The organism is Bacillus sp. M13(2017), from assembly GCF_002218325.1.
Lineage (GTDB): Bacteria > Bacillota > Bacilli > Bacillales > Bacillaceae_G > Bacillus_A > Bacillus_A thuringiensis_K.
This window is the reverse complement of sequence record NZ_KZ268525.1, coordinates 21,676-31,315: the sequence shown is the minus strand read 5'-3', so window position 1 is coordinate 31,315 and position 9,640 is coordinate 21,676. Positions and strand designations below refer to the sequence as shown.

The window sequence follows — 9,640 nt, the reverse complement described above, 5'->3', positions numbered from 1 at the left end:
TGTATCGAAAAGAATTTGAAAGTATAACACATTTCAAACAAGAGTTAGCAAAGTATATAGAATACTATAATCATAAAAGAATTAAGGCAAAATTAAAGGGTATGAGCCCAGTACAATACTGGGCTCATACCCTAGAGGCTGCCTAATGAAACGACCTGTCTAACTTTCGGGGGTCACTTCAACTATATAAAAGAATTTTATACATTTGTCGGTCAGTTGATATATTTAAAAAATCGCTAGGATAAATCTCATGTACCATTAGTGATATCCATATGCAAAATTACTGAACTTGAACAGAAATATTCTCTTCTTGCTCCTCGGGTTTAACAAGTGCATAACGTTCCCACGCTCTACTTTTCCAGCGGAAGAACATAATTATGGCACGTGTCCATTCGTCGATGGCGATCGCTAGCCAAATACCAACGAGCCCCATATCTAAATGAAAGGCAAAAAAGTAACCTAGTGGTAAACTCATTAACACCATAGAAAATGCACCGATTAAAACAGGATATTTTGCATCACCAGCTGCACGAAGCGAATTAATGATGACGATGTTCATCGTGCGTCCCGTTTCAAGTAGTACACTTAGTAAAAGAACACTTGCGCCTAACCCGATAATGTGCGGATTATCTGTAAACAGTCCCATTAATTGTGTACGGAATGTAATAACGAGAGCGACCATACATAAAGTTACACCAATTGCCCATTTTACACTTTTCCACAAGCGTTCGTATGCTTCATCCTTTTCGCCACCACCAACGAGGCGGCCGATAATAATGGCTGTTCCCATACCAATTGCAATTGCAAATAAATAAGTGAACATGGAAATGTTAGTAGCGTATTGTCTAGCAGCTAATGATTCCGTTCCTAAGTACGTTGCGTAATAAAGGAAGACGATTTGACAAGCTTGATACATCACTTGTTCAAATGCAGATGGAATGCCAATTTTTAAAATTTTCCCAATGTATTCTTTGGATAAAGTGAAGTAATATTGTAATTTTACACGATATTCCATAACGCGGTATAGTAACCAGAAGAAAACAATAAGTGCGATCAATCGACTGATAGCAGAAGAAATTGCAGCCCCTTGTACACCGAGCTCAGGGAAACCAAATTTCCCGAAAATGAGTACGTAGTTTCCAGCGATATGAATCATATTCATTCCGAGTGAAATAAACATCGCTTGCTTTGTAAAACCGTGTACACGGATAATTGCGGCTAATGAGTTAATAATAGCTTGTAGGAAGATGGCTCCTCCGACGATAGATAAGTAGTTTTGCGCATACGTTAGTACATCGCCTTGTAAGTTCATTGCGAGCATCATATGTTTCGAAAATAAAAGAAAACCAGCACTTATAACGAGCCCAACTATTAAATTTAATGTGACGGCTAATGCTGATATTTTAGATGCTTCCATAAAGCGTTTGGAACCGAGGTATTGAGATACAACGATAGCAGCGCCGTTCCCGATGACTTCTAATACCAAAATCGCAATATGAAGATATTGATTCGCTGCACCAACCCCAGATACAGCATCGTCTGATAATGCACTTAACATGAAAGTATCAGCGATCCCCATTAACATAAAAAGAAAAACTTCTAGAAAAATAGGCCATGTTAATAAGAATAAACTTAATTTCTCTGTCGGTCCATTTTTTGCCTGAATTGCTGTCATGTCCGTCCCCTCTTTACCGATATCTATTTTTAGCAAAATGTATCGTAACATACTTTCTTAACCTTTGCACTCATTTTAGCCTACATATTTTTAATATGAAGGGTCTGCTATTTTATGTTAAAAAGGGTGGGATAATTATGCATAAAGTATTATAAAATATAAAATTGTTTTTATCTGATAATTTAGAAAAATATAAAAATAATTATTTTCAGTACTTTAGTAAGGATTATCGGTAATATAAAACGTTTACAAAGATATATTTTAAAACGGAAAATTTTAATAAAATAGAAATATAAATATACAAAAAATATATTTGTGTGTATAATATGAATTATTAGAACATATATATATTTCTTTCTGTTTGAAAATGAAAGGGTTAACATTTTTTTTGGAGGGTGGAAGTATGAAAAAAAAGATACCAGTTTTTGTAGCATCAACAGTAGCGATGAGCATGATGTTAGGGGCATGTAGCTATCAAAAAGATGAACCGCAAGCGAACGCAAAAGGGGATAGCGGGAAAAGCGGCGCAAAGCAAGTTATTAACTTAATTGAAACGCAAGAAATACCAACGATGGATCCAGCATTATCAGCTGATGCAGTTTCTTCAAGAGTAATGACTAATACGATGGAAGGCTTATACAGTTTAGGAAAAGATGATAAGCTAGTTCCTGGTGTAGCGAAGGAATTCAAAAAATCAGAAGATGGTAAAAAATATACATTTAAATTACGTGAAGACGCAAAATGGTCAAATGGTGAGCCTGTGACGGCAAAAGATTTCGTATACGCATGGCAAAGAGCGATTAACCCAGATACAGCTGCGAAATCAGCGTACATTATGTATGATATAAAAAATGCAGAGAAAATTAATAAAAAAGAGATGAGTCCGGATCAATTAGGGGTAAAGGCGATTGATGATTATACATTAGAAGTGGAATTAGATAATACCATTCCATACCTTGTAGATTTAATGGTATATCCAATCTTCTATCCTGTGAATGAAAAGTTTGTGAAAGAGCAAGGTACGAAGTTTGGTTTGGAAGCGAATACAACGCTTTATAACGGACCATTTACATTAAGTGATTGGCAACATGAACGTAGCTTTAAAATGACAAAGAGCGCGTCATATTGGGACAATAAAGAAGTGAAGATTGAGGAAGTAAACTTTAATATTGTAAAAGATACATCTACGCCAATTAACTTATATGAAACAAATGCAATTGATCGAGCGTCGTTATTAGCGGAGTTTATTGATAAATATAAAGGAAAACCAGATTTCCAAACAGTAGAAGATACATCTGTGTTCTTCCTTCGTTTAAATCAAAAAGATCCAGCTTTAGCAAATAAAAATATTCGTAAAGCAATTTCACTTGCTTTTGACCGTAAGCCATTCGTGGATACATTATTAAATAACGGTTCTAAGCCAGCGACAGGATTAATTCCTGATAACTTTATTAAAGGACCAGATAAAAAAGATTTCCGTGCTGTAAACGGGGATATTGTAAAACCAAACGCGAAAGAAGCGAAAAAATATTGGGAAGCTGGTAAAAAAGAACTTGGTAAAAATGAAATCGAATTAGAATTATTAAATGAAGATGTAGAGTTATCAAAGAAAACTGGTGAATATTTAAAAGGTGAATTAGAAAAGAATTTACCAGGTTTAACAGTAAAGATTAAACAACAACCATTCGCACAAAAACTAAAATTAGAAGATGCGGGCGATTATGTCATGTCATTCTCTGGATGGAGTGCGGACTTCCCAGATCCAATTACATATCTTGATATGTTTGTAACAGATGGGTCACAAAATAAGATGAAGTACTCTAATCCAAAATACGATGAAATCATTATGAAGGCGAAAAAAGATGGAAGCGATGTAAATGCTCGTTGGAAAAACTTATTAGAAGCAGAAAAAATGTTACTTGATGACGCTGCAATCGTTCCAGTATATCAACGTGGTAGAGCATACTTACAAAGAGAAACAATTAAAGATATGTACAACCATAAATATGGCGGAGATTTAAGCTTTAAGTGGGCGTCCGTAGGAAAATAAAAAAAGCAGGCTAACCACCTGCTTTTTTTAATACGTTCGTTTCTTATAAATGCCTTTTCCGCCAACTTCGTTCCAGCCGGATTGTACATCCGAACTTTTGTTAACAAACTTCATTTTTTCTTTTCCACCAAAGAGTTTTTCACCAATGCTATTTGTAATGACACCAATCAATGCTGTTATTCCGATGATGAGGGCAGCAACCGTAATAAAATCAATAAAAAAAGCAATCATTTGCAAACTCCCCCTTTGCCTGTCTGTATGTTTATTGTATGAGATAAAAAATAAAAAAGAAAGAAATGTCAGAAAAATTTTCGGTTTACTTTAGAAATCTTGTAGACAGGAGGGGGAATGTTTGTTAAAATGAGAACAAACGTTCCTTTTCGTTCTCATTTGTATAGTCTTACATTTCTTAATTGATTTATCACGAAAAAGTAAGAAAACGTTCTCTTTTTCATAGGAAAGATTATAGATAAATAACTATATATTATATGAAAAATCTATGGGAAGTGAGTAGTAAAAGGGTTGAAAGTTATTGTTCAAGTACAGCTGAAGTGAGCGTAATCATGTTACATAACAGTGGAATACACGGAAGAGTTTTCTCAACTAGCAGGAAATTTACTGTATATTTCTTGCAAAATCTATTGTATAATGATTATAGAAGTTACTTATTAAAAGTAATTGTTGTTTATTATAAGTTGTTGCTTACATGAAATGCGATTTTTGTACTTTTTAATAAGACAAGTTATCGCGAAAAATTGCTGAAGTTAGAAATTAAAACTGTATTTAGTACAGAATTTGTACTCTTTAAGGAGAGTGAGCTTTGTATGGTAACATTATATAGTTCTCCAAGCTGTACGTCTTGTAGAAAGGCGAAATTATGGCTAGAGGAAAATCATATTCCTTATACAGAACGTAATATTTTCTCAGATCCATTAACGATTGAGGAAATTAAAGAGATTTTACGTATGACAGAAAGCGGAACGGATGAGATTATTTCTACTCGTTCGAAAGTTTTCCAAGAATTGAATGTAAACTTAGAGTCTTTACCACTTCAAGATTTATATAAGATGATTCGTGACTATCCAGGGATTTTACGTCGTCCAATTATGATTGACGAGAAACGCCTTCAAGTTGGTTACAACGAAGACGAAATTCGCCGTTTCTTACCACGTACAGTAAGAACGTTCCAATTACGTGAAGCACAACGTCTTGTAAATTAATTATAATAATATGAAAACCTTCTACCTATTATATAGTAGAAGGTTTTTTTTAATGTTTCACATTGCGTAATCGAACTTGTTGTACGATAAAGCCGATGCATAAAATAGTGAAAATGAACAAATAAGGAATGCTTGCAGTGAAACTTGGGTTGTTATGAAAAAAGGTTGCAAGTCTGTCTTCATGTGTAACCATTTTTCCTGCAGTATAGGAAAGAATCGCTGCACCACAATAAATGAGGAATGGAAATCGTTCCATAAGTATTAAAATAAGTTTGCTACCCCAAATAATAATCGGGATAGAAATGAGTAAGCCGATTATGACGAGTAAAAATCTCCCGTGAGCTGCACCTGCAATGGCAATAACATTATCAAACCCCATAACAAGGTCCGCGAATACAATTGTACGCACCGCTTGAAATAAAGTTGTTTTTCCTTGAATAGAAGAAAGATCGTTGCTATTATCAGTTAATAAATTTACTGCGATTAATGTAAGTAAAACGCCCCCGATAAGTTGCAGAAATGGAATGTCGAGTAAATAGACAGCTAGTATAGTAAGGACAATTCTTAGTACGATTGCTAAAAGAGTACCGATCAAAATGGCTTTATTTCGTTTCGATTCAGGTAAGTTTCGGCTAGCTAGTGCGATGACGATTGCATTGTCACCACCTAATACAACATCGATACCGACAATCATTAGTACTGATGTTAAAAACTCTAAGTCCATTCGTCTGCCTCCATTTATGATGTTTTAATAAGCGAACTATATGTATGTGATGAAGAAAGTTGTTGTTAAGTAATCTCTTCCAATAGAAGTTTCACTTTATTACAGTGTACGGGGGAATGTGGAAATGTATGTCCAAATTTTTTGTAAGTAAGAAATCGCTATAATAATATATTTATGTAGTTGATCGAGTAAAGATAGGCATATAACTATTTTTGTAAAATAAATCGATTTTATTTCCATTCTGGAGAATCTTATCATAAAATGAGAGTACAAGAATCTATTGATTTGTCATATGAGTGGGGAATCCCTTCATAACAATTCTAAGCAGGAAGGGAGAGTTGTATTTTGGATATTGAAAGAATTAATGATCATACGATGAAATTTTTTATTACGTACATTGATATAGAGGATAGAGGATTTAATCGTGAAGAAATTTGGTATGATCGCGAACGAAGTGAAGAGCTCTTTTGGGAGATGATGGACGAAGCTCGTGATCATGACGATTTCTTTATTGATGGACCGTTATGGATTCAAGTGCAAGCAGTCGATAAAGGGATTGAAGTACTTGTCACGAAAGCAGAGCTTTCAAAGGACGGGCAAAAGCTGGAACTACCGATAGGGGTAGACAAAATTATAGATATTCCTCTAGATGAAGGCATCGAATCATTATTCCAGCAAGAGTTAGTCGAAGAGGTAGAAGAACAAACAGGAACAACCTTTAATGAAGATGGTACGTTTGGCTTTTTAATTAAATTTAATGATTTTGAAGATGTCATTTCATTAAGTCATCGTCTTATCTTTGAAGATATAAAAGATGAGCTGTATTCATTTGAGAACCGCTATTATGTATATGTGGAATTCGATGAAGTGCTACATGATGAAGAAGAAATTGATCGTATTTTAAGTATTATTTTAGAATATGGAGAAGAATCAACTTTAACAATTCATCGTGTAAGTGAGTATGGAAAACAAATTGTGAAAGAGCATGCGCTTGAAACGATTCGCAATAATTTTCCTGCTAAAACGTAGGCCGATTTCTGTAGTATGAAATCGGCTTTTTATATGAAGAATAGGAAAGCTTTCTTAGTTAGGAGGTAAGAGATGAAAAATACGTTAAAGTTGATTTTCTTTGTTTTTCTATTGTTCGCATTATTTGTTTCACTACGTATGTTTATTGATGTAGCATTTTATTCGGATGTGATTGGGATAAAAGATGTTTCGATTTTAGGTATTATTAGTATTTTATTTACAGTATCTGCGTTTTTAATTGGCTGCGTTATTTTCTTAGAGAACCGTCATCCGTCAAAAACACTTACATGGTTAATTGTGTTAGGTATTTTTCCGGTATTTGGCTTCTTTGCTTATTTATTATTTGGACAAAATTTTCGGAGAAAAAGAATGTTCCAAAAGAAGGCTTTACTTGATGAACAGGCGTTTTTACAATATAAAGGGCATGAAGATTACGAAGAACGGATTTTGCGCAATCATAAGCATCAAGAGCTATTATTTCGTTTAGCGGATCGCTTAGGCGCTTTAAATATTTCATTTCAAACTGAAACGAGAACATTAACAAATGGAGATGAAACGTTTCAGGCCATTTTAGATGGATTAAAACGAGCGAAACATCACATTCATATGGAATATTACATTGTGCGTGATGATAAGCTTGGAACAGAAATTAAAGATATTTTAATACAAAAATCAAAAGAGGGCGTAGTCGTTCGTTTTTTATATGATGCGGTTGGAAGTTTTAAATTATCAAAATCGTATATTGAAGAATTAAACGATGCAGGTGTCGAAATGATTCCGTTCTTCCCTGTGCGCTTTCCGATTTTAAACGATAAGATTAATTATCGAAACCACCGAAAAATCGTTATTATTGATGGAAATGAAGGATTTGTAGGTGGATTAAATATTGGTGATGAATATTTAGGCAAGGATAAGTACTTCGGCTTTTGGCGAGACACACATTTATATTTGCGTGGTGAAGCTGTACAAAGTTTGCAGCTTATTTTCCTTCAAGATTGGTTTTATATGACTGGTGAGGCTGTGCTAGCCCCTGAATATTTACAAGCGAAAGCAGTTGAGGGGGAACATTGGGGAGGCGTGCAGCTCGTTGCAGGTGGACCGGATAATAAGTGGGAAACAATTAAGCATTTATATTTCGCAATGATTGCTTCTGCGCGGAAATCCATTTGGATTGCAACGCCGTATTTCATTCCGGATGATGATATTTTATCCGCATTAAAGGTTGCTGCACTTGCTGGTATCGATGTTCGTTTGTTAATGCCGAGTAAGCCTGATAAGCGTACTGTCTTTTACGCATCGAGATCGTATTTCCCAGAGCTTTTAGATGCAGGGGTAAAGATATATGAGTATGAAAAAGGTTTTCTCCATAGTAAAGTTGTCATTGTCGATTCTGATTTAGCTTCAATTGGGACAGCTAATATGGATATGAGAAGTTTTCATTTAAATTTTGAAGTAAATGCCTTTTTATATGATACAGATAGCATTCGAAAGCTTGTTCAAGATTTTAAAGACGATTTAGAAGAATCCAGTGAAATTCACGTCGATCGTTTTCATAAAAGGCGTCTTCATAGACGAATTGTTGAATCAACGTACCGGTTATTATCGCCTTTATTATAAAAAGAGATGTCCGAAATTGGGACATCTCTTTTTTAAAGGAATTTGTAACAAATTGTAGAATATAAGGAGCTGAAAGGGTGTGATTACGATATTTATCGCTAAAAGAGAAAACGGAGAAAAAATTCATTTACTCTACAATTGTAATGAAGAGCTTTTGCGCCGTATGCGTCAACAGGAACGATTCTTTTGTGTAGCTTGTGGAAAGGAAGTACAAATGAAATTAGGGAAACAAAAAAGTTGGCATTTTGCTCATAAAAAAGTGGATTCATGTCTTGCCTTTTATGAAGCGGAATCTATGTATCATAGGCACGGTAAAGAATTGTTATATAAATGGTTCAAACGTCAAAACTTTCATGTAGATATAGAGCGTTATATGCCAGAGATTCAGCAACGGCCAGATATTTTTATAGAGAGAGCAGGGAGAAAAATTGCGATTGAATACCAATGCGCAAACCTTTCTATAGAGCAGCTGTACAAACGAACATATTCGTATTGGCGAGCGGGTATACAGGTCATTTGGATCATTGGTGGAAATCAATTGAAAAAGCAATCTGCATATTGGATGAAATTCTCCTCACTTATGGCTTTCTCCTTACAATCTTATCCTCAACCATTTCTTATTTTCTTCTGTTCCAAACAAAAATCATTTATGAAATGCGCGTTTCTTACTTCATTTTCTACAAGCGTCTCTTTCTCACATACTATATATTTACCAACTGAAACGACTACTTTTGAACTACTCTTTTCCTCTGTTCCTTTCCAAAAAGAAATATTAGACCGAGAATGGAAGCAACGAAAGGACTATTTTCGAAAAAATGCTTTGCCTATTTGGAATTATAATTATAAGTCACTATTACGCTTTTTATATCAATGTAAATGTACCCCAGCAAATTTTCCTTCTGAAATTGGTGTGCCGCTCCCATCCTCATTTGCTTTTCAAACAAATCCATTTATATGGCAAGCATTTCTATATATGAAGTGTATAGGTGAGCTTGCGGTAGGGGATTGTATTTCTATTCAATATGTGTGTAGTTATGTAAAAAAGTATACGAAAAGGCGTATGCTCCCGTACTTTTCAAAGCATATATGGAAAGTAGCAGTTACTGAATATATGACATTTTTATGTTATACAGGTGTATTACGTAAAGTGGAGGCTTATAAGTACCGGAAAATAAGGGGGATCGTTATGTTAAAAACAGAGGAGGAAGTTATGAAATATGATGAAACTTGTTTAGCGTATGCCTTATCTTTATTTGAGGCAAAGTACAACATGAGAGAAGGAAAAGGGGATATAATAAAGACTGATTGTGAAGGAATTACATAAG

General features: G+C 34.6%; 9 protein-coding genes. 6 read left to right on the top strand and 3 right to left on the bottom strand.

Annotated elements, in window-relative coordinates; all coding sequences use genetic code 11:
- Window positions 1–146 (top strand): IS3 family transposase (locus CGQ22_RS30080; RefSeq protein WP_141106081.1); only part of this gene is annotated, 146 nt, incomplete at its 5' end.
- A gap of 134 nt (window positions 147–280) precedes the next feature.
- On the opposite strand, the gene CGQ22_RS30075 is transcribed toward CGQ22_RS30080, so the two are convergent.
- Window positions 281–1,726 (bottom strand): MATE family efflux transporter, encoded by a 1,446-nt coding sequence (locus tag CGQ22_RS30075; protein WP_002163890.1) that lies wholly within the window; start codon window positions 1,724–1,726, stop codon window positions 281–283.
- A gap of 352 nt (window positions 1,727–2,078) precedes the next feature.
- Here CGQ22_RS30075 and CGQ22_RS30070 point away from each other — a divergent pair, with 352 nt between their 5' ends.
- Window positions 2,079–3,725 (top strand): peptide ABC transporter substrate-binding protein, encoded by a 1,647-nt coding sequence (locus CGQ22_RS30070; RefSeq protein WP_000727245.1) that lies wholly within the window; start codon window positions 2,079–2,081, stop codon window positions 3,723–3,725.
- 27 nt (window positions 3,726–3,752) lie between these two features.
- On the opposite strand, the gene CGQ22_RS30065 is transcribed toward CGQ22_RS30070, so the two are convergent.
- Window positions 3,753–3,956 carry a hypothetical protein gene (locus CGQ22_RS30065; RefSeq protein ID WP_074594715.1) on the bottom strand — a complete coding sequence of 68 codons (204 nt, stop codon included), beginning with the start codon at window positions 3,954–3,956 and terminating at the stop codon, window positions 3,753–3,755.
- Between the two features lie 593 nt (window positions 3,957–4,549).
- On the opposite strand from CGQ22_RS30065, the gene spx reads away from it, so the two are divergent.
- The gene (spx, locus tag CGQ22_RS30050; RefSeq protein ID WP_000258267.1) at window positions 4,550–4,945 is read left to right on the top strand and encodes a transcriptional regulator Spx; all 396 of its coding nucleotides are present in this window, start codon (window positions 4,550–4,552) and stop codon (window positions 4,943–4,945) included.
- A gap of 49 nt (window positions 4,946–4,994) precedes the next feature.
- Here spx and CGQ22_RS30045 read toward each other — a convergent pair whose 3' ends face one another.
- The gene (locus tag CGQ22_RS30045) at window positions 4,995–5,669 is read right to left on the bottom strand and encodes a TerC family protein (RefSeq protein ID WP_000362616.1); all 675 of its coding nucleotides are present in this window, start codon (window positions 5,667–5,669) and stop codon (window positions 4,995–4,997) included.
- A gap of 345 nt (window positions 5,670–6,014) precedes the next feature.
- Here CGQ22_RS30045 and mecA point away from each other — a divergent pair, with 345 nt between their 5' ends.
- The 3 genes from mecA (at window position 6,015) to CGQ22_RS30030 (ending at window position 9,639) form a co-directional block, all read left to right on the top strand.
- Window positions 6,015–6,698 carry an adaptor protein MecA gene (gene mecA / locus CGQ22_RS30040; protein WP_000350719.1) on the top strand — a complete coding sequence of 228 codons (684 nt, stop codon included), beginning with the start codon at window positions 6,015–6,017 and terminating at the stop codon, window positions 6,696–6,698.
- Window positions 6,699–6,770: 72 nt separating this feature from the next.
- Window positions 6,771–8,315 (top strand): cardiolipin synthase, encoded by a 1,545-nt coding sequence (locus CGQ22_RS30035; protein WP_000799199.1) that lies wholly within the window; start codon window positions 6,771–6,773, stop codon window positions 8,313–8,315.
- A 79-nt stretch (window positions 8,316–8,394) separates the two neighbouring features.
- The gene (locus CGQ22_RS30030; RefSeq protein WP_061883896.1) at window positions 8,395–9,639 is read left to right on the top strand and encodes a competence protein CoiA; all 1,245 of its coding nucleotides are present in this window, start codon (window positions 8,395–8,397) and stop codon (window positions 9,637–9,639) included.
- The last annotated feature ends 1 nt before the right edge of the window (window position 9,640 follow it).